Origin of the sequence: Eubacterium limosum (assembly GCF_000807675.2) — a bacterium.
In the GTDB taxonomy this organism is placed as follows: Bacteria; Bacillota; Clostridia; order Eubacteriales; family Eubacteriaceae; genus Eubacterium; species Eubacterium limosum.
In genome coordinates, this window is record NZ_CP019962.1 from 3,186,813 (window position 1) to 3,207,079 (window position 20,267).

Genomic DNA, 20,267 nt, shown 5'->3' on the forward strand with positions numbered 1-20,267 from the left:
GGGGAGATTGCCAAGATGGATGCGACAAAAGGAAATATATATGCAATATTGAACGGAAACAAACAGTTTTTGATTCCTGTCTATCAGCGTTACTATAGTTGGGACCTAGAACAGTGCAAACGGCTGTGGGATGATATTGTAGAAATGCAAAAGAAGAACAAAGCAGGTCATTTTGTAGGTTCGATTGTTAATATTGCGGAACAGGCTATGCCTACTGGCGTTCAGAAGTTTATGATTATCGACGGACAGCAGCGAATGACGACGTTGGCCTTGCTGCTGATTTCTTTAAGAGATTATGCAATAGAACATCCAGAAGATACTACAATAAATTTTCGACGTATTAATAGTATGTTGTTAAAAAACGAGTATGAAATTGGCGATGAGCAGTATAAATTGTTATTGACAGAGACTGACCGTGCAATGCTGATAGGTTTGGTAGAAAGAAATCTAATTCAAACCACAAGCTCATCACGAATATTGGAAAATTATCAATTCTTTTCAGATTGTATTGTAGATATGGAATTGAAACCGGCAGAAATTTATGAATCTATCGGAAAACTTCAGATTGTAAACATCACTCTTGATCGTGCGGTGGATGATGCACAGGCCATTTTTGAAAGCCTGAATTCCACAGGCAAAGAGCTGTCAGAGTCTGATTTAATTCGAAATTATGTTTTGATGGGATTGGAAACCAGTGAGCAGAATTATGTGTATACGCATCAATGGAGGCCTATGGAGTTGCTTTTTGATTATGAAAAGCAGGATTCGATCATGGATAAATTTTTCCGTGATTATCTGACCATGAAATTGACACGCATTCCCAAGATTAACTGTGTCTATGAGGAATTTAAAGCATATCATTTGAATTGTGAGTTTGCCTCCGTTCGTGAATTGTGTGAGGATTTGCTGACCTATGCGAAATATTATACAGATATGATTTTTAGACGTAGTTTAAATCCGAATGTCAAAGCGTTATATACGGATATCCATGCTTTGAGAATGGATGTTGCATATCCATTTCTATTGAAAGTGCATAGCGATTGTGCAGAAGGAGCCATTACTGAGGAGAACCTGATTGAAATCATGAAAATGTGCATCAGTTATGTTTTCCGTAGAAGTATTTGTGATATTCCGACAAATTCACTGAACAAGACGTTTGCAACTCTGCGCAATAAAATTCGTACAGATGATTATGTTAATTCTATTAAAGCATTCTTCATATTAAGGGACGATTACAAGGAGTTTCCTGATGACGACAAGTTTGGAAAAGCCCTTGTTACAAAGGATATTTATAATATGCGCTCCAGAAATTTTATCTTGAGTCATTTGGAGAATTTCGGGAACAAAGCTCCAATTATTATAGAAAATTATACAATCGAGCATATTATGCCGCAGAGTAGCAATTTGAAGGATGAATGGAAAACAATGCTTGGCCCAAACTGGCGTGAAATACAAAAAACTTATCTTCATACAATTGGTAATCTTACGCTTACTGCTTATAATTCTGAAATGAGCGATAATCCGTTCATGATAAAGATGGAGATGGAAGGCGGATTTAAGGAGAGTGCGCTTCGGTTGAATGCTTACCTTGTTAAACTTACAGAGTGGAATGAACAGCGAATTAAAGAACGCGCAGCTTTACTAAGTGATAAAGCAAAACAGATATGGCAATACCCAGATTTAGAACCAGAAGAATTAGCTCCATACCAGATAGAAGAAAAGCCTACGCAGCGTTACACATTAGAATCCTATAATATTAACGCCTTTACAAAAATGCTATTTGAAATGCTTGACCGACGTATTATGAATTTGTCACCGGACGTAAAGAGAGAGTTTAAAAAGCTTTACATAGCCTATAAACTAGACACAAACTTTACAGATATCGTAGTGCAGAAACAGCGCTTGCGTATTTCGCTAAATATGAAATACCCAGAAATAATCGACCCTAAAGGAGTGTGCAGAGATATCACAGGTATTGGCCGGTGGGGCAATGGTGATGTTGAGTTATTTTTTGAACATACATCTGAAATAGATGATGTGATGGAATTAATTGAGCAGTCTTATCGAATGCAGGCTGATTAAAATCAGAAAAAACAATTACAGTCAGATGAAATATTTAGGATATTATTTTGAGGTTCAGATAAATCGATATTATGTAGATAGATGCTTTAATTATAGATACAAATTAAAGATGTAAATGAATTAAAATGGATGGATACCATACCTTAAAAGAAAAATGAAATTTGAACATTATCGGAAAAAATAGATTGTTTAGATTACACCTTCACTTACATAGAAAGGACACCTCATGGAGAACTTAATCCTCATCCCACCCACCAAAGCAAACAAAACTGCAATACTGGCGTTCAAAAATGAATTTTTTCAAGCCGGCGAAAGAGTCATCAACGGCAGCGCGCTTCTCGATCAGATGGATTATGAGGAGTGGCTGGAAAACATTAGAAGAAATGGAGAGTCTCAAACAGTACGGGAAGATTGGGTGGTGTCCTCGACGTTTTTGGCAGTTCGTGAACAAGATCAGCGGATTGTGGGGATTGTTGATCTTCGTCACAGTCTGGGTCAGCCTTTTCTTGCGGAATACGGGGGACATATTGGCTATGCTGTCCGCCCTTCGGAGCGCGGAAAAAGCTATGCGGTGCAGATTTTATCGCTGGCGCTGGAGGCGGCTCAGGAGCTGGGGCTTGAGGCAGTGATGCTGGGTTGCTACGCGGATAATATGGGATCAATCAAAACGATGCTGAAATGTGGTGGTGTATTAAAAGAGGAGAAGCCTTATATTGATGGAAAGCCCATGTGCATTTATTGGATTACCATCAAGGAGGGATCTGTCCGCAGGCTCATACAAAAAGATATGGAACGTGCAGCGGAAATCGTCAATCGTTGCTGGAAAACCACTTATGCGGGCTATGTGGACCCTGTGCAGCTTGGTGAAGTGTGGTGCGGCAAACGCAGAGAGGCCATTAAAGACGAATTCCGGACAAACGGGCTGGGGAATTATGTGTTTGACGAAAAAGGAGTGAAAGGCATACTCTCCTGTGGCAAAAGTGCAGATGCGGATAAGCCCGAGGCCTTTGAGCTCTGGCGGATATATGTTGATCCGGCGTTTCAGGCGCAGGGGATCGGCAGTAAGCTGCTGGCGTTTGGAGAAGCGCTGGCAAAAGAGCGGAATTATCAGGAAATGGTTATCTGGGCTTTTGAAAAAAATGAAAATGCCTGCATGTTTTATAAAAAGCATGGCTACAAACCAGATATTACGCAGCATCTGGGTGAAAACTTTAATGCTGAGGGGCTCAGATTTATAAAGTCATTATAAAAAATCCCCTGTCGATAAAGGCAGGGGGTTTTTGCTTTGGCCGGTTAGTTAATTTTCAGATTTAACGGCTTCCAGTATTTCAGCGATACCGGTTGCGCCCCATTTTACACAGTATGGAATCGAAAAAGATTCATCATGAAACGCATTGAGTGCGTCAAGCGTTTCCGGGGACAGCTTGGACATAATGGCTTCTAGGGCTTCAAAATGTTCATTTATTTCTTTAAGACGGACAGTGTCATTTTCTTTGATTTTCACAAAGTTACCTCCTGAAAGTGTTTAGCGATACTTTTCTTTTCTTTATTTTAACACGGTCTGCCTAAAACCTCAATGGCAGGCGGCCCTGAAATTTTTCAGAATATTTTCAGAATTTGTATGATAAAATATAGTTTCAAAAAGGTATATACTATTAAACAAAAAAGATTCCAAAAGAATGAATAAAAAGCACATTTTTACAGAAAAGGGATGAATAAATGAGTAAAAACAGGACATATGGTAAGTGGAGCATTCTGTTCACTGTGTTGATTATGACGTTTATGGTGACGTTGGATGGAAGTATTGTGAACGTGGCGCTTCCGGTCATGTCTGGCGAGCTGAATGCGAGCATGGGGGATATCGAATGGGTGGCCAGTATCTATCTTGTGGTCACCTGTGCCACGATTTTGATTTTTGGCCGATTAGGGGATATGATTGGCAAGGTTCGGATTTTTCAAATCGGGGTCATTCTTTTTACCATTGGATCATTGCTGTGCAGTATTTCCGGTACGCTGCCGCTCTTAATTGGCGCAAGGGTGGTGCAGGGACTGGGCAGTGCGGCAGCCCTCGCCAACAATCAGGGAATCATTACAGAGTCTTTTCCGCCCGATGAGCGGGGAAAAGCCCTTGGGTTTGTCAGCACCTTTGTGGCGCTGGGGAGTATGACCGGCCCGACCCTTGGCGGGATGATCCTCACGGTGCTTCCTTGGACTTATATTTTTTTGATCAACATACCGGTTGGGGTGCTCTCCTTTTTAATCGGCCTGAGAACGCTGCCGAACAAAAAACCGGCAAAGCCAGGACGTCTGGACGCTAAGGGATCGGTTTTGCTGCTGCTTTCAATACTGTTGCTGTTCGGCTCGTTTACCTTGCTGCAGAATGGTGTCAGCCTGCCGATTATCATCGGCATTATCGCCGGTGCGGTTTTTCTGGTATTATTTATTATGGTTGAAAAGCGGATGGACGATCCGCTGGTTCCCATCGGCATTTTCAAGAACAAGATGTTTTCCCTGAATCTTTTTACCATGCTGACAGCTTTTATCGCCATTGGGGCAAACAATATTATCATGCCTTTTTATCTCCAGGATGCCCGGCAGTTCAGCCCAGGAATGGCGGGACTTTTGATGACGGTTATCCCGCTGATCACAGCGGTTATGGGTCCCATCAGCGGCACCATGTCTGACCATATCGGCAGTGAGCTGCCAACCATGATCGGCCTTATCTTTACGACGGTCGGGCTGGCACTGATGACAATGCTCGGCATTGATACCACCATAGCGGTGATCATTCTTTTTCTCGCAGTTATCGCGGTGGGAAGCGCCTTGTTCCAGTCTCCAAATAACTCTTTGGTTATGGGCAGTGTCTCCCGGGATGAGCTGGGTCTGGTAGGCAGTCTGGCGGGACTGGTGAGGAATATGGGCATGTCGGTGGGAATCACGGCCGGGACATCCCTGCTGTACAGCCGGATGAGTGATATGGCGGGCTACCGGGTTACCAATTATATTCCTGGTCAGCCGGATGTCTTTTTATACGGCCTGCGCGCAGTCTATATCATGCTGGCGGTTGTTGTGTTCGTTGGAGCCTTATTAACCGTTATCCGTTTTGTCTATGCAAGGAGGCAGGATAGAAAACAGGTTGCTCAACAGGAAAAATAAAACAGAAAACCGGTGAATACAGTTAATTGGATGTATTCACCGGTTTTATTCATGCTCTCAGGATAAGAGGTCGATAAGGCTGATCTGTTTGCCTTCGTTTGGATTCTGGGGTTTCCCGGCAGATTGGCGTTTCAGCACAGCCTCGGGCAATTCGTTTAGAAACGGCGAAGGTTCTGACGAGGTGGTGAGGATCAGCTCATCTTTTGCCCGGGTCATCCCCACAAAGAACAGCCGCCGTTCCTCCTGAATATCGGATGGCAGCTTGCCGACTTCCAGGGGCATTATGCCTTTTTTGGCGCCGTAGAGGAATACAATGGGGAATTCCAGCCCTTTGGAACCGTGGAGGGTCATAAGGGTAACCGCGTCTGAGGTATAGGTTTTGTTCGCGCTTCTCTTCAGGTCGCCTTCCTCACCGAAGGTCAGTGTATCCATGAACTCAGCCAGCGTTTTGTAGAAGACGGTCATATCCAGAAATTTTGTGAAAGCCTTGCTCTCATTCAATCCGAGCTCGGCAGCCCAGTCTTCTAAAAGTTTTTGTGGCTTTGTACGCTTTGTTTTGGACTGGTATTTTTCCTTCAGATAGCGGTAGGGGCAGCGGCTGGTGTCAATCTGATCAGGTGTTTTAATCAAAATATCAGCGGTTTCCTCCGGGAGATCCCAGAGAAGCTTCAGGCACATTCTGAGGGAAAGCTGGTCTTCGGGGTCGAGGAGTGTCCTGAAGAAGCAGACGGTTCCCCGGACATTCCGATTCGTAAGAAAATCATCTCTGCCGGTAATAACATAGGGAATGCCCTCTTTTTTCAGGCAGGTTTCGAGCATTTCGGCCTGTCTGTGCGTACGGTAGAGCACGGCAATATCTGAAAAGCTGCGCATGGTCTGGCTGTCCTGGCGGTTATCGGCGGTTTCGGTGTCCAGCATATCGATCCCCCCGATGAGCCGGTTGATTTCACGGGCGATAAAAATCCCCTCTGACAGCTCGCTGGGAGCGCTCACCAGTTTGAGCGGTGTTCCCTTTGACTGGAAAGGCTGTATTTCACGCTTTGCGCCCTCGTTGTGGTTGATGACTTGGCAGGCTGAGGTGACAATTTCAGGAGTGGAACGGTAATTGTTCACAAGCCGGATGGTCTGGAGCTCTGGGTAATCGGCGGACAGGCGTTCAAAGCATCGGGCGTCTGAGCCGCGGAAGCCGTAGATGGACTGGTCGGGATCACCGATGACGAAAAGCTCTCGGCCATCGCGGTTCCAGGATTTGATGAGTTCAAATTGGATGGGACTGATGTCCTGGAATTCATCAACCAGTAAAAAGCTGTAATGATTTTTGCGGATGTTGTTTTTATCTTCGTCTTCCAGCATCACCAGCGTTTCGGAGAGAAGGTCATCAAAATCCAGTACAGATAAGGCTTTAAGCTGCTGGCCGTAATAATCGAAGGCGGCTTCTGAGAGGATATCGGATCCTTTTGAAAGTCCGGTTTTCATAAGGGAAACTTCTTTCAGAAATTGCTTTGCGGAAAGGCTCAGGCCAAAATGGCAGATGGTTTCCTCGGCGGTTTCAAGGGTTTCAAACGCATCAGCCAGTGTAAAACCTCCCCGGTGTTCCTTTAAAAGTTTATGGCAAAGGCTGTGAAAGGTTCCGATGTTTACCTGTCTGGCAGCTCGTTTTCCCAGCTCCTTTTCAAGCCGTTCCCGCATTTCGGCAGCGGCCTTATTTGTAAAGGTGACGGCGGTGATCTCCGTTGGCTTAACGCGCCGCTCATTGAGTAAATGAAGGATACGGGAAACCAGGGTTTTTGTTTTTCCGGTTCCCGGACCTGCGATGACGGCGATGGCTCTCCGCGCTGTTATGACAGCTTCCAACTGTTCTGCGTTGAGCGATTCTGTCACAATGGGATGCGGAGACTGGGCGGCTTCGGGTTCTTCGGGTTTGCCTGCGGCGGGCAGCTGCTTTGCGGCTTTTTCTTTCCTGGGCATCTGCGCCAGTTCTGAAGACGCAAAGAGGCTGACCTGGCCGTCAAGGGCATTTAGCTCAGAATCGTCAATAAGTTTGACCTTGCCGTATTCGCCATCGTAACCGGGGATTCGTTCAACCTCACCTTTTCTCAGGCGGTTAATACCCTCTGAGATGAGAAAGCCCGCGGCTTTTTTAATGTCCTCGACGGGTGTCTCGCGAAGAATCGAAAACTCTGGCCCCAGCTTTTGCAGCATTTCCATGTAATCTTTTTGCACTTTCACACTGGCTGCTGAGCGTCCTGTGGAGGCGGCGATGACTTCCGGAAGGGGGACAAGGCTTTCGTAGGGGCGGGCATTTTTAAGCAGATAACCATCCTCCCGGTCCGCGAGCTGCTCGACACGGTGGGAGACGCCGATGGTCAGCTTTCTGCCGCAGACCGGGCATTTCCCATTGTACGGTTCTGCCTCCTGTGGGCTTAAGCACAAATGGCATTTCCGGTGTCCGTCATAATGATACTTTCCTTCTTCGGGGAAGAACTCGATGGTCCCTGCCAGTCCTTTACCTTCCTGGATCGCGCCGGAGAGCCCTTCATAGCTGAGCTCAATGTCCATTAAATTGGCTTCACGCCCCAGCTTGGCGGGAGAATGAGCGTCAGAATTTGAGATGAGCTGATAGCCGTCGAGGGCCGAAAGACGCCAGTTCATGGGAGGGTCAGAGGATAAGCCGGTTTCCAGCGCACGGATATGGGGTGTGAGGTCCTCAAAGCATTCTTCGATGGTATCAAAGCCTGAGAAAGCGCCGAAAAGGGAAAAATGCGGCGTCCAGATATGGGCGGGAATATAGATGGCATCCGGGCAGGTTTCAAGCATGATCTCCAAGAGGTCGCGGCAGTCAAGCCCCAGTATAGGCCGTCCGTCGGAGTGAATATTGCCGATGGCCTCCAGCTTTTTGGCAAAGAGCTCGGCGGATTCAAGACTTGGCAGCAGAATAACACTGTGTACCTTGCGCACCTTACCATTCTTTTTATAGATTGAACTGATCTCCCCAGTGATGACAAAACGCGGGTCGGTTTTGACGCCTGCGGTATCGTCCTTTAAGCGGAAGTCTGTTTTTAAGGTATAGAGGCCCGGCTCGGCTGGCTCAAGTTTTTCCTTTAGTTCTTCACGCCACGCCGGATGGGTAAAATCGCCGGTTCCAAGAATATCAATACCTTTTCTTCTTGACCAGAGATCCAGATGCTCTGGCGTACACTCCTTGCTGGTGGCTCTTGAGTAACGGGAATGTATATGTAAATCTGAAATAAACAAAATGATCACCTGCTTCTAATTTAAGATATGCTTAATTATAGCCTTTTTCCCCTGAATGTACAAGGGAATAGAGGCTGACAGCCTATGGCTTTTTTATTTTGTCAGCTTTTATTCTTTCTTAGTAAATGTTATAATAGAATTAATTTAATTGTAAACAATTAAAACAGATGATGAGGATAAATAAGGATGTGAATCCAATGGACAAACGAAAAAAATATAAAGAACGTTTATTACAAATTGATCAAGATTTATTTGAGCTAAAACCTTTGTTGATCGATAATAAAAGCTTAAAGGAAAATGCGGATTATCTGGCAGAATTTTTAAGGCGTTATCTGCCCATAAACCAGCTGGCGCTGGCGCAGATATCGAATGAAGGCAGCATAAAGGAAAGCGCTTTCTGGAAAAATGACCAGAATGAGGATTTTTGGATGGCTGTTATTCATGAACATATGGATAAGTGGCAGAATGAAAAGGACATCCTGTCTGTTTTTGATATAGTGGAGGCAGACAGCGATAAAGCTTCCATTTATGCGTTGTTTCCAGTGGCCTGTGAGGATAAACTTGCAGGCGCACTCCTGGTACAGAAGCCTGAACAGACAGGATTGTGGAGTGAGGAGGAAACGGCCCTTCTCGAATTGATGGCGTCCACGATCAGCGTGACGCTGGTTAACCGTGCGCGTTATGAGGAGTATGCTCTTCAGGGCTATGTTTTCAATGAGCTGATGGACAATACCAGCACAAATATCTATGTCACAGATGTTGAGACTAATGAAATACTCTTTATGAACAAGGCGATGCAGAAGTCCTTTGGAATTGAAAAGCCTGAGGGGAAAATCTGCTGGCAGGTTCTTCAAAAGGGGATGGGAGGCCCCTGCCCATTTTGTCCTGTGCCGGCGCTTTTGAAGGATGAGGACGAGCACCCTTCTATTGTCTGGGAGGAAGAAAATACGCGAACTGGCATTACCTATAAAAATTATGACAGCTTTATGCAGTGGACAGATGGGCGCACCGTTCATTTCCAGCAATCCGTCGACAATACAACCACCAGGCAGCTTGAAAAGGCAGCTGCCACCGATGAGCTGACCGACCTGCTGAACCGGAGGGCGGGAAAGCTGGCATTGGGCCATACGCTCAGCCAGGCAAAGCGGGATAAAATCCGGGTGATTGTGGGCATGTATGATGTCAACGACCTTAAGGAGGTCAACGATACTTATGGACACGCGGAAGGCGATGTTTTACTGAAGACCATTGCCAGAAATATTAAGGAATGCCTGACGCCGCAGGATTACATATTCCGGCTGAGCGGCGATGAGTTTATCATTGTTTTCAAAGATACTGACCTCACCGCCTCCAAGGAAAAAATCCGCCGCGCCCGAGAGCGGATACAGTTTTTTAAGGAGGATAGTCAAAAGCCTTATGAGATGAACTTCTGTTGTGGTTATGAAGAAATTGAGCCCGGGGACCAAAGGACCATCACGGAGATTCTTACAAACGTTGATGAGAAAATGTATGAGAAAAAAAGGCTGTTCCACATTCAAAAGGCAGAAGAAAAGTACCGAAAGGATGGGGAAAAGCAGGGGCGGACAAAAAACTTCAGTTATGATAAGGAGCATCTTTACGATGCGCTGGTCCAGAGCACGGATGATTATATCTATGTGTGCAATATGAAGACGAACACCTTCCGTTATCCAAAGGCCATGGTGGAGGAGTTTGAGCTTCCCGGCGAGGTGGTCGAGAACGCCGCTGCCGTTTGGGGAGCGAGAGTTCACGATCTGGATAAAAAGGCCTTTCTTGAATCAAATCAGGAAATAACGGACGGCCGTACAGACTGCCACAGCGTCGAATACCGCGCTAAAAACCGCAAGGGCGAATGGGTTTGGATGCGGTGCAGGGGCCATCTGGAACGTGACGAAGCCGGAGAGCCGACGCTTTTTGCCGGCATTATCACAAATCTGGGCAAAAAAAATAAAATAGACCACCTGACCGGACTTTTTAATAAGTTTGAATTTGAGGAAGAAATCGAGCGGCTGATCAGTACAAAGCCAGATCAGCCCATTGGGATAATGATTTTGGGAATGGATGAGTTTAAGCGCATCAATGATCTCTATAACCGGAGCTTTGGCGATGAGGTCATACGGATTACCTCCCAGAAGATACAGACATTTCTGCCGCCGGACGCCAGCGTTTACCGGATGGATGGTGATGAGTTCGGTATTATTCTCAGAAACGGCACGGGGCATGGCCTGAAAAACATTTACGGAAAAATATATCAGGCTGTCAATCACCAGCAGGAGTTCAACGGTAAGAAATTTTACTGTACGCTTTCTGCCGGATGTACCCTTTATCCGTTAGATGGCAGAACTTATCTCGATTTAATTAAGTATGCAGGGTATTCATTGGAATACGCTAAAAATAAAGGGAAGAACCAGATTGCCTTTTTCTCAGAGGAAATCCTGATTGGAAAAACCCGTCAGCTGGATTTGACCGAGCTGCTGCGCGAAAGTGTGGAGCAGGGTTTTGAAAGTTTTGAGGTTTATTATCAGCTTCAGGTCAATGCTGATACCAGAAAGATAAAAGGAGCGGAGGCGCTGGCACGATGGAAATGTGAAAAATACGGGCAGGTACCACCAGACCAGTTTATCCCGATTCTGGAGGAAAGCGGCCTTATTATCCCGGTCGGTAAATGGATTTTTGAACAGGCGCTGGGCGCTTGTGCCCGTTGGATAAAAGAAGACCCGGATTTTGTCATCAGCGTTAACCTGTCCTACGTCCAGCTAGAGGACGCCGGATTTATTGATTTTATGGAGCAGGCAGTGCTGAGCAGTGGAGTTCCCCCGGCGAACGTGGTGGTAGAGATGACGGAGAGCTACATCGCCTCAAATATAAACCGGATTGAGGGGATCTTTGACCGAATCCGCAGTTTTGGTATGAAAATCGCTATGGACGATTTTGGAACAGGCTATTCATCACTGGGAATCCTGAAGAAAATTCCGGCAGATATCGTGAAGATTGACCGGATATTTGTAAAAGATGTTCAGACAAGCCATTTTGATCTGACCTTTATAAAATTCATTGTAGAGCTGTGCCATGATGTGGGCATTGAGGTCTGCCTGGAAGGGGTGGAGACAGAGGGCGAGTATGAGGCTGTAAAACCCCATGATGTCGATTTTATACAGGGATATCTTTTTGGAAAACCTGTGCCGGAAAGTACTTTTGAAGAACAAAATTTTAGTTAGGGAGTGTAAAAATGGAAGATCAGGAAAAAAAGGATCAGATTTTCAGTTATGCGGTTGAGAATTTTAAAAATGGATTAAACTGTGCAGAGTGTGTTTATGATGCGCTGATCAGGGCAGGGGTGCTGGAGGTCGCGCCTGAAACGAGAGCGATGTGCACAGCCTTTGGCGGCGGTATCGGACTCAGCGGTTATACCTGCGGCGCACTTTCCGGTGCGGTTATGGCAAACAGCGCCATATATGGCCGGCCGGACCCATGGTCAGTACCGGATGAGGAAAGGGGCCACGAAGTGGCGGCCAAGTATTACCGGCGCTACAATAAAATGGTGCACGATTTTGAGGCGGCCAATGGCGGTGTGCTCTGCCGGGAAATCTGTTCAAAATATGATGACTGGCACAGCAAAGACCGGAAAAAGGCGTGTCTTAAGCTTATCGGCGCCGCAGCGGTGATGGCCTATGAATATTTACAGATGCCCCAGGAAGAAGCCTTTAAATTGCCTTATGGTGAAAACATGGGAGAAATGGAATAAAAAGTAACCGCTCCGTCTTAAATTCTTGAAGAAGTCTTGAAGAAATGGCGGGGCGGTTTTATTGTATAATGAATTTGATAAACTTATGATTAAGGGGAGCATTATGCATACATTAAAAAATATCACGCCGGTGATCTGGATCATTATCGCTGTTTTGGTTTTGTGCGCGGGCCTGATCCTGATTTTTAATACGACGCTGGCCTGGAGTATCATCGAATGGAGCGTCGCAGCCCTCATTCTGGCGGTTGGGCTGATGTACCTGTTTTCGGTTTTTATTAAAACAACAGAGCAGAAATTAAAAGCCCTTGGAATCGGAGCGCTCTGTGTCTTGGGCAGTGCCGCCCTGTTTGCCATGCCGCGTTTAATCGGCGGTACCTTTGGTCTGGTATCTGCAGTTCTGGCCATTATCATTGGCCTTCTGGTGCTGTTGAATGCCTTTAAGCTCCGCAGAGACGGGGCGGGCTGGGTAGGTACACTGATTACAGCGGCCGCTTATCTTCTCATTGGCTTTGCCATGTTTTTCGCGGAAGCTGGCGGGCGTTTGTTCAGCGTGCTGCTGGGCCTGTATTTTGTGGTTTTTTCTTTTAATATTTTTGGGGATGCATTGGTTTCCTTGATGGGAAATAATACGGCGGCTCAAAAATACAAACGGAAAGTCCGCGTTCCGCTGCCGACTTTTATCGCGGCATTTTTGCCGATGAAGATGCTGAGGACTGTCAACCATCTGGTGGAAGAAGATCCCGATGAGCTGCTGCTGGTTGAGCAGCCTGAGCAGCGCCATGAGCCAGATATGGAAATTTATATTCATACGCGAGAGGGTTTTATCCCGGGCATGGGACACGTGGACATCGCGGTCGGCGATCAGGTATATACCTATGGAAATTATGATGATGCCACCTGGAAGCTGGGAGGCTTCTTTGCCGACGGCGTAATGGTTGAAATGGACCGTGAGACACATATACGCATGTCGCTGGAGGTTGAGAAAAAAGTCCTGATGGTCTATGGCCTTGCTCTGAAGCCTGAGCAAAAGAAAGCTATTTTAGAGCGTATCGCAGCGTTAAAAGCAGATATGATTCCCTGGGAGCCGCTGGCACAGCAGGCAGAAAAGGGTGAAATCGAAGGAAATCCAGAGGATTACCAGGATGTTGCGAGCCAGACCTATCGCAACTCCAGGGGACGTTTTTATAAATTTAAAAAAGGGAATCCCTTTAAAACCTACTACGCGGTGGGTACGAACTGTGTAAAGCTCGCGGACAGCATTGTCGGGCAATCGGGGATAGATCTGCTGCGGGTAAACGGGATCATCACGCCCGGCACCTACCTCGATTATCTCGACAGCCTCTATGAACGTGGGGATTCCATAGTGGTAGCGCGAAAGCTCTATCATCCGGAAAACAGTGATGCCGGTAGAGAATAAAGAAAAACTCAAGGTTTCAGGCTGTTTCCGGGCTTTGGTTTTGATTTATTTTTCTTTATACGTTATAATAGCACTATTATAATGTTAAGTGGGGAATAAAAATGCAGTGGACTGAGAAGGATTATCGAAAGATGGACACTGCCATCAAAAAAGGATATGAGTTTTTTTCAGAGAGCCCTGAAAAATCCGTCAACTACTGGTGGCAGGTATGGACTAAAATTAACAATTATAACCAGAAAAACGGAAGCCGCAGCTTTTACACTGTGCTGGACGGCTGGTCCGGCTGGGATACGTCACCCGTTACCTGGATGACTGATTTTGAGGATGCCTTTGTCAATTACGGACGGCTGGATCAGCGGATCACCTACTGTGAGACCATGCTGAAGAATTATGACGATATCAGCAATGTCAGCCGACGGATTATCAATAATACCCTGGCATCCGCCTATCTGGAAAAAGGCGATCTTAAAAAGGGCGATGCCTTTTACAGAGAGCTGATGAAAAATCCGGAAAGTGATTTGACGGTGTGGGTTAATTATGCCAGGACCTTTACGAACGGTGTAAGGCATGAGAATGATTTTGAAAAGGCCGCGGGTATTCTGGAGGAGGGTGAAAAACGCCTGAAAAACCATGAGGTCAGCCCCATTGGCAGCAATGACCTCTACAGCGCTCTAGCAGATACTTACGAGAAATTGGATATGCCCGACAAGGCAGATAACGCCCGGTCAAAAATCAAGGGCGATGCGGCTAAAAAAGAATCCTTTTTTGCAAGGCTCTTCAAAAAGAAAAAATAGGAGAACTGAAATGACAGAAGAACGATTTAAAGAGATATTAGATGCCTTTTTAGGCGATCCTGATTTAATGGCAAGTGTAAATGTAGCGCCGACTTTTGAAGCCGGCTATGAGCTGGTTGCAGAAAAGATGCCGGGTTTAAGCCTGGAAGAGTTTACTGAAGCCATGAACATGCTCCGCCAGGTGATGCTGGCAAACGCAGGAAATACCAGCGTTCAATAATTTCTGGAAGATCATGAGGCCTTCGCTTATAAACGGAGGCTTTTTTCATTAGAAAAAGACGAAAAAGAGGAGAAAAGTTGTACGAAAAATTAATGAATTTTTTGCGGCAAAAGCCGGAGGTCTATGCGCCGTGTACCTCAAAGTTCTGGGATGATCCGCACATTTCCAAACAGATGCTGAAAGCCCATCTGGAGCCGGAGATCGATTCGGCCTCCAGAAAGCACAGCTTTATAAAAAAATCGGCCGCATGGATCGCAGGGTTGAAAGCGCCGGAGGGGAGCCAGCTGCTGGACCTTGGCTGTGGGCCTGGCCTGTACACGGAGTTGTTTGCCGCAAGTGGCTTCACCGTTACAGGGATTGACCTCTCACAGCGCTCCATTGAATACGCGAGATCTCAGGCGGCTTTAAAGGAGAGGCCCATTGAGTACCGATGCCAGAATTATCTGGAGATTGATTATCAGGAAGCTTTTGACATCATTACACTGATCTACTGTGATTACGGTGTTTTGTGCCCTGCTGACCGGGGGCAGCTGCTAAAAAGAATCATAAGGGCGCTGAAGCCCGGAGGGCTCTTTATCATGGATGGTTTTACAGAAAAATTCTGGCAGGATGTCCCGGTAAAACATGAGATTTCTTATGTGGAGAGCGGATTCTGGTCGCCGGATGCCCATGTATGCCTGAGCAGGAATGCGCATTACCCTGAAACCAAAAACACACTGGAACAGAGCATTATCATTACAGCGGATGAATGCCAGTGCTTTAACATCTGGAACCAGATTTTTACGAAAGCTTCGATGGAAAAGGAATTAAGAAACGCAGGATTTAACACGGTCATGTTCTTTGATGATGTATGCGGAGCGCCTCTGTCAGAGGACAGTAAAACAATCTGTGCGGTAGCCCGGAAAGTGCAGGCCTTTTAAGAGATGAGACAAGTATCTTGTCTCTTTTTTATTACATGAAAGTAGATATCAAGAAAACTTTAGGTCGATGGGGTTTCCGCGCCACAGCTAAAATGTTATAATCAAAATCAGTGAGTTTAAAATAAAGGAGACAGTAGGATGAAGACAGAATTAAATAAAAAAATGCCCTTTGGGGGGTGCTCATTAAAGGATTTTGGTATGATCGCAGTCGGGTCATTTTTGCTATCCCTGGGCGTCAGCTGGTTTGCGGACCCGGCTGGCCTGGTCGTAGGGGGGATCAGCGGGCTCGCCATTGTTGTAAAAGCGGTAACAGAGAGCTGGTTTGGTTTTGCGGTGCCCCTTGCAGTTACGAATCTTGTCCTCAATGTGCCCTTGTATCTCATCAGCCTGAAGCAGAGAGGCTTTGGGTTTATACAAAAATCCATCTACGCGGTTTTATTGATGACGCTGTTTTTATGGGTAGTTGAGTACATTCCCAATATCTTTGATTTTAAGGATGATTTATTGCTGGCGGCGCTGGCGTGCGGTGTATTATCCGGCGTCGGTATTGGTATGGTAATGCGCGTTAACGGAACTACTGGCGGGACAGAAATGCTGGCGGCCATCGTCAAATATATCCATCCCCATTTCCCCATCGCCAAGCTGATTTTTTTTATTGATGCGGCAATCATCGCCCTTGGCTTTTTCATTTTTGGGCCGGAGCGGACGGTTTATGCGGTCATCAGCGTTTATGTATGCTCAAAAATTATTGACAGCATGCTGGAGGGCGTCCATTTTGCCAAGGAGGCTTTGATTATCAGCGAAAAGAGCAAGGAAATATCTGAAGCGATTTTTGAGTACCTGGACCGCGGCAACACGGGTATCCCCATCAAAGGGATGTATACCGAGGAGCAAAAGGAAATGCTGATGGTGATTGTCTCTCAGAAGGAAGTCGTTCAGCTGCGCCAGATTGTGACAGCCATTGATCCCAGAGCATTTTTAATTATTGGTGATGTCCATGAGGTGCTGGGCGAAGGTTTTAATGAAGACTATGATGAGCTGAGCCTGAGCTAGGAGGAGATATGGAGAGGAAATACATTAAAGCGGCCGGTCTGCTGATGGCTTTGTGCGTGACGGTTGTGAGCCTGGCAGGGTGCGGAAAGGAAAAGGTGGCAACCCGTACGGATTTTGCGCTGGATACAGTGATCACCATCGCGGCCTATGGACAGTCGGATGAAGGCATTCTAAAGGAACCTTTTAACCGGATACGCGAGCTTGACAGCAAGCTCAACGCTTTTTCAGAGGACAGTGAGATTTCTAAAATTAATGCTGCCGCCGGCCAGCAGCCTGTGGTGGTGTCGGAGGATACCTTTAATGCTGTAAAAAAAGGGCTTGAGTACAGCGAAAAGACAGTTGGATCCTTTGACATCACCATTGGCCCGCTCGTGGATTTATGGAAAATTGAAGCGCCGGGAGAAGGTGTTGTGCCTGAGCAGTCCGCTATTGACGCGGCCAAATCCCTTGTGGATTACCGAAAGGTGGTGCTGGATGAAGCAGCACATTCAGTGTTTTTGGAAGAACCGGGAATGAAGATTAACCTTGGGGCCATCGCAAAAGGGTATACCGGCGATGCGGTAAAGGCGGTCCTGCAATCGGAGGGCGTAGAACGAGCCATTATTAATCTCGGCGGCAATGTGGTGCTGATCGGCGGGAAGTCAAACCGAGAGCCCTTTACAGTGAGCTTGGAGAACCCTGAAGACCCCTTGAGCAACGGCAGCATCAGTGATGCGTCGACCCTTGGTGTTTTAAGAGAGAGGGATAATTCCATTGTTACCTCAGGAGATTATGAGCGCTACTTTATCGGGCCGGACGGTAAAAGATATCACCATATTCTGGACCCTAAAACAGGCTATCCTGCGGAGTCAGGCCTGCACCAGGTCACAGTGATAACAGATACATCGGCCGATGCCGATGCGCTGTCAACCGCTTTCTTTGTGATGGGGCTGGATCAGGCCATGACCTATGTCCGTGAAACGGAGGGAATTGAGGCTGTTTTTGTGACAACAGACAACCGTATCGTGGCGACAAAAGGGATGAAGGATACCTTTGTCTTTGATGAGCGGAACAATGGTGACCAGTATACACTGGAATTTACAGAACCTTGATTCGAAAGACGCATTTATTAACAAAACCTTTACGGGCTTTTGAATATAATAAAAGCAGAAAAGCGAAGCCACAGGATGTGGTAGAAAAGAGGGTAAAGATGAATGCGGAATTTACAGAAAAAGTGATCACAAAACAGGTAAGTAAGTGGCAGGTAAGCTGTCAGTTTTTTGCCGGAACACAACCGGAAGAGCTGGCGGCTATGACAGCGCTATGCTATAAAGATGATGACAGCGATGTTGGACAGGCAGTTTATAAACAGGTATGCCAGCAGTATCTCAATACGGATAGTTTTTTACAAAATACGGGATGCAGACGGGTTGGTTATAATGATAAAACAGGACTGAGCGGTGTAAACATTGATGGAAACATTATAAGGAAGGGCAGTGTGGACGCTGTACAGAATTATTGCCTAGCTCTTGGCCATGCGTTTCCAGATGCCTGTATAGTGGCAGAAAAAACAGCCCGCACACTCGGTCATAAAACAGAGGTGATCTGCAAGAATGGCAGGGTCATCGGGATGGTCACACTGGTGTTGGAGCAGGCTGTTCTCTCTAAAAATAAAAAAAATGAAAATGTTTTAACAGCCTGAAAAAGAGAGATGAAAAGAGTGCTTTTCATCTCTCTTTTTTATGTGGTGGGGCGATCATAACAAAACATTAATGGCAATATACACTTTCTTTACACTATCTTTATTTCAGCGCGGGTATAATGCTAACATCGAAAGGGGTGAAGATGTGTTATGGAAATTATAACGATCATCACAGGTGTTCTCGGATTAGGATTAATGGGATATCTGTTTTATGTCTTATTCAGAGGTGAAAATTTATGAACAGCGCGATCATTCAGGATATTATCTTTCTCGTCGCTGTTATAGGGCTTGGGGTTCCCATAGGAAAACTGACCTATAAAATTATGGAAGGCGGAAAAATAAAATTTTTAGGTTTTTTAAGACCGGTGGAGCTTTGCGTATACAAAGCAATGGGTGTTGACGAAAACAGAGGAATGAGCGGCAGACAATACGCCATTGCCGCCCTCCTGTTCAGCCTCTTTGGTTTGATCTTTTTAATCGCGCTGCTGATGTGCCAGGGCTTTCTTCCTTTTAACCCCGAAGGATTGCCAGGATTGAGCTGGGATCTGGCATATAACACGGCGGCGAGCTTTGTGAGCAATACGAACTGGCAGGCGTACAGTGGCGAGACAACACTTTCCTACCTGTCACAGTTTCTTGGGCTAACGGTTCAGAATTTTGTATCTGCGGCAACTGGGATTGCAGTTTTGTTTGCCTTGATCAGAGGCTTCATTCTCAAAAAATCAAAAACGGTCGGAAATTTCTGGTGTGACCTGGTAAGGACAGTTCTGTATTTATTGCTGCCATTATCTCTGATCGTTGCCATTATTCTGATGTCCCAGGGCGTTGTGCAGACATTGGCGCCATACGCTCAGGCAGCGTTTTTGGAGGGAGGCGGTTCTCAAATAGTTCCTCTGGGACCGGCAGCCAGTCAAATTGCCATTAAACAGCTGGGAACAAACGGCGGCGGTTTCTTTGGTGTTAACTCAGCCTTCCCGCTGGAAAACCCAACAGCCATTTCCAATTTTGTGGAATGCTGGGCGATCATTGTCATTCCGGCGGCTTTATGTTTTACTTTTGGAAAAGCCGTAAAGGACACCAAACAGGGGCGGAGTATTCTAATCGCCATGACGCTGGTGTTTATTGTGGCCTTAACATTGACTACCATGAGTGAATATAATCTTGGGCCGCAGTTTAATAATGTAGAAGCTTCCGCCAGTATTGAGGGGAAAGAGGTTCGGTTTGGAGCGGGCGGTTCAGCGCTTTGGGGTGTAACCACCACAGCGGCTTCCAATGGATCGGTGAACTCAATGCACGACAGTTTTACGCCGTTGGGCGGCATGTTTCTTATGTTTATGATGCAGCTGGGGGAAATTATTTTCGGTGGCGTCGGTTCAGGACTTTACGCAATGCTGGCCTTTGCGATCCTTGCGATTTTTATCGCCGGGCTGATGGTTGGGCGCACACCGGAATACCTTGGCAAAAAAATAGAGCCCTATGACATGAAAATGACCTGTATTATCATTCTGGTTCCGCCGCTGCTCATACTGGGCGGTACGGCCATTGCCACCATGATGCCGCAGGTCTCTGACTGGCTGACGAACAGTGGGGCACATGGATTTTCGGAAATCCTTTATGCCTACACCTCCGGCGGAGCCAACAACGGGAGTGCCTTCGCGGGCTACGCGGCCAATAACGTGTTTAACAATGTGATGATCGGCTCAGAAATGCTGATTGTACGTTTTGTTCCGATGGCTGCGGTTATTTGCCTTGGCGCAAATCTGGCGTCGAAGAAAGCAGTGCCCAAAAGCGACGGCACACTCAGTACCACAGGCCCTATGTTTGTGGGACTGCTGATCGGTGTTTTTCTAATCATCGGTGCGCTCAGCTTCTTACCAGCACTAGCTCTTGGCCCAATTGCGGATTACTTTACCATGCTATGATGTG

16 protein-coding genes are annotated in these 20,267 nt (G+C 46.3%); 14 read left to right on the forward strand and 2 right to left on the reverse strand.

What is annotated here, in order from left to right; translation table 11 throughout:
- Nucleotides 1-15: 15 nt before the first annotated feature.
- Both B2M23_RS14910 and B2M23_RS21560 read left to right on the forward strand, forming a co-directional pair.
- On the forward strand, nucleotides 16-2,082 hold the full coding sequence (locus tag B2M23_RS14910; protein ID WP_038353977.1) for a DUF262 and DUF1524 domain-containing protein: 2,067 nt from the start codon (nucleotides 16-18) through the stop codon (nucleotides 2,080-2,082).
- Between the two features lie 226 nt (nucleotides 2,083-2,308).
- Nucleotides 2,309-3,331, forward strand: coding sequence for a GNAT family N-acetyltransferase (locus B2M23_RS21560; RefSeq protein ID WP_110060292.1), 1,023 nt, complete (start codon nucleotides 2,309-2,311; stop codon nucleotides 3,329-3,331).
- 48 nt (nucleotides 3,332-3,379) lie between these two features.
- Here the strand turns inward: B2M23_RS21560 and B2M23_RS14920 are convergent, their stop codons facing one another.
- Nucleotides 3,380-3,586, reverse strand: coding sequence for a hypothetical protein (locus B2M23_RS14920; RefSeq protein WP_038353976.1), 207 nt, complete (start codon nucleotides 3,584-3,586; stop codon nucleotides 3,380-3,382).
- Between the two features lie 215 nt (nucleotides 3,587-3,801).
- Here B2M23_RS14920 and B2M23_RS14925 point away from each other — a divergent pair, with 215 nt between their 5' ends.
- Complete coding sequence (locus B2M23_RS14925; RefSeq protein ID WP_038353975.1) at nucleotides 3,802-5,238, forward strand: MFS transporter; 1,437 nt, start codon at nucleotides 3,802-3,804, stop codon at nucleotides 5,236-5,238.
- A gap of 57 nt (nucleotides 5,239-5,295) precedes the next feature.
- Here B2M23_RS14925 and B2M23_RS14930 read toward each other — a convergent pair whose 3' ends face one another.
- Nucleotides 5,296-8,493 carry a UvrD-helicase domain-containing protein gene (locus B2M23_RS14930; protein WP_038353974.1) on the reverse strand — a complete coding sequence of 1,066 codons (3,198 nt, stop codon included), beginning with the start codon at nucleotides 8,491-8,493 and terminating at the stop codon, nucleotides 5,296-5,298.
- Between the two features lie 197 nt (nucleotides 8,494-8,690).
- On the opposite strand from B2M23_RS14930, the gene B2M23_RS14935 reads away from it, so the two are divergent.
- The 11 genes from B2M23_RS14935 (at nucleotide 8,691) to kdpA (ending at nucleotide 20,263) form a co-directional block, all read left to right on the forward strand.
- Nucleotides 8,691-11,729, forward strand: coding sequence for a bifunctional diguanylate cyclase/phosphodiesterase (locus B2M23_RS14935; RefSeq protein ID WP_038353973.1), 3,039 nt, complete (start codon nucleotides 8,691-8,693; stop codon nucleotides 11,727-11,729).
- 11 nt (nucleotides 11,730-11,740) lie between these two features.
- The gene (locus tag B2M23_RS14940) at nucleotides 11,741-12,256 is read left to right on the forward strand and encodes a C-GCAxxG-C-C family protein (RefSeq protein WP_038353972.1); all 516 of its coding nucleotides are present in this window, start codon (nucleotides 11,741-11,743) and stop codon (nucleotides 12,254-12,256) included.
- A gap of 103 nt (nucleotides 12,257-12,359) precedes the next feature.
- The gene (locus B2M23_RS14945) at nucleotides 12,360-13,673 is read left to right on the forward strand and encodes an HdeD family acid-resistance protein (protein ID WP_242945813.1); all 1,314 of its coding nucleotides are present in this window, start codon (nucleotides 12,360-12,362) and stop codon (nucleotides 13,671-13,673) included.
- 101 nt (nucleotides 13,674-13,774) lie between these two features.
- Nucleotides 13,775-14,467: a tetratricopeptide repeat protein gene (locus tag B2M23_RS14950; protein ID WP_110060291.1), complete on the forward strand. Its 693-nt coding sequence runs from the start codon at nucleotides 13,775-13,777 to the stop codon at nucleotides 14,465-14,467.
- Nucleotides 14,468-14,477: 10 nt separating this feature from the next.
- Nucleotides 14,478-14,687: a hypothetical protein gene (locus B2M23_RS14955; protein ID WP_013379861.1), complete on the forward strand. Its 210-nt coding sequence runs from the start codon at nucleotides 14,478-14,480 to the stop codon at nucleotides 14,685-14,687.
- A gap of 77 nt (nucleotides 14,688-14,764) precedes the next feature.
- Nucleotides 14,765-15,607 (forward strand): class I SAM-dependent methyltransferase, encoded by an 843-nt coding sequence (locus tag B2M23_RS14960; RefSeq protein ID WP_038353969.1) that lies wholly within the window; start codon nucleotides 14,765-14,767, stop codon nucleotides 15,605-15,607.
- A gap of 138 nt (nucleotides 15,608-15,745) precedes the next feature.
- Nucleotides 15,746-16,660: a YitT family protein gene (locus B2M23_RS14965; protein ID WP_052237466.1), complete on the forward strand. Its 915-nt coding sequence runs from the start codon at nucleotides 15,746-15,748 to the stop codon at nucleotides 16,658-16,660.
- An 8-nt stretch (nucleotides 16,661-16,668) separates the two neighbouring features.
- Nucleotides 16,669-17,751 carry an FAD:protein FMN transferase gene (locus B2M23_RS14970; protein ID WP_038353968.1) on the forward strand — a complete coding sequence of 361 codons (1,083 nt, stop codon included), beginning with the start codon at nucleotides 16,669-16,671 and terminating at the stop codon, nucleotides 17,749-17,751.
- A 98-nt stretch (nucleotides 17,752-17,849) separates the two neighbouring features.
- Nucleotides 17,850-18,341, forward strand: a complete 492-nt coding sequence (locus B2M23_RS14975; RefSeq protein WP_038353967.1) for a hypothetical protein — start codon at nucleotides 17,850-17,852, stop codon at nucleotides 18,339-18,341.
- Nucleotides 18,342-18,491: 150 nt separating this feature from the next.
- Nucleotides 18,492-18,581, forward strand: a complete 90-nt coding sequence (gene kdpF / locus B2M23_RS21825; protein WP_073382438.1) for a K(+)-transporting ATPase subunit F — start codon at nucleotides 18,492-18,494, stop codon at nucleotides 18,579-18,581.
- Nucleotides 18,578-20,263 carry a potassium-transporting ATPase subunit KdpA gene (gene kdpA, locus B2M23_RS14985; RefSeq protein WP_038353966.1) on the forward strand — a complete coding sequence of 562 codons (1,686 nt, stop codon included), beginning with the start codon at nucleotides 18,578-18,580 and terminating at the stop codon, nucleotides 20,261-20,263. The genes kdpF and kdpA overlap by 4 nt, the downstream gene beginning before the upstream one ends.
- Nucleotides 20,264-20,267 lie beyond the last annotated feature (4 nt).